Origin of the sequence: Vibrio sp. Sgm 5, assembly GCF_026241575.1 — a bacterium.
GTDB classification, from domain to species: Bacteria; Pseudomonadota; Gammaproteobacteria; order Enterobacterales; family Vibrionaceae; genus Vibrio; species Vibrio jasicida.
Genome location: NZ_JAPHPY010000129.1, coordinates 1 through 830 on the forward strand (window position 1 = coordinate 1; position 830 = coordinate 830).

Annotated in this window: 1 protein-coding gene; it reads left to right on the top strand. The window is 40.4% G+C overall.

Going from position 1 to position 830, the window contains the following annotated elements; genetic code table 11:
• A partial coding sequence (locus tag OQJ86_RS26345) for an IS4 family transposase (RefSeq protein WP_265992305.1) occupies window positions 1-821 on the top strand: 821 nt, incomplete at its 5' end.
• Between the last annotated feature and the right edge of the window lie 9 nt (window positions 822-830).

Here is an 830-nt window from a genome sequence, read left to right on the forward strand (position 1 = left end):
TAACAAGCCACCTGCTCGTGAATGGCGTATTTGATAGCACAAAAGTCAGTGAGATGAAGCTAGCAGAACAACTTATCGACTCAACACCAGACCATTCTATTACACTGTTTGACAAAGGCTTTTACTCACTTGGCTTACTTGATAAGTGGGTAAAATCTGGCACAGAACGACATTGGTTACTGCCATTAAGAAAGGGAACTGTGTATGAAGAAGTGCGTTCTTTAGGTAAGCAAGATAAGCTGGTGAGTATTAAAACTAGCCCTCAATCCCGCAAGAAGTTCCCAGAGCTCCCTAAACATATTGAAGCCAGATTAGTAAGCAGGAAAGTGAATGGGAAGCCAATTCAAATTTTAACCTCAATGGTCAACCCACTTCGTTTCCCATCTGCAGATATGGTGGAGCTTTATAGTGAACGTTGGGAGATTGAAGTCGGTTATCGTGAGATGAAACAAACCTTATTGAATAGTGAGCATCACCTACGAAGTAAGAAGCCAGAGATGGTAAAACAAGAGTTATGGGGAATCTTATTAGGCTATAACTTGCTTAGATATCAGATGGTTAAGATGTCTCAAACAATAGAAGGTCTTCAGCCAAATCAACTTAGTTTTACGTCTTGTTCGCTCGCGATAATAAATATGCTGTATACAATGTCGTTAAATAGCGCTGGTAACATTCCGAGAACAATCGCTTCGTTACATGCAAATACTGCACACTATATTTTACCTCCGAAACGAGAGGATAGGAGGTATCCGAGAGTTCTCCGTTACAAATCAGCAAAGTATCCAATCTGGAAAAAGAAAAATGCCAGTCAGCTTAACTGACTGGCATTA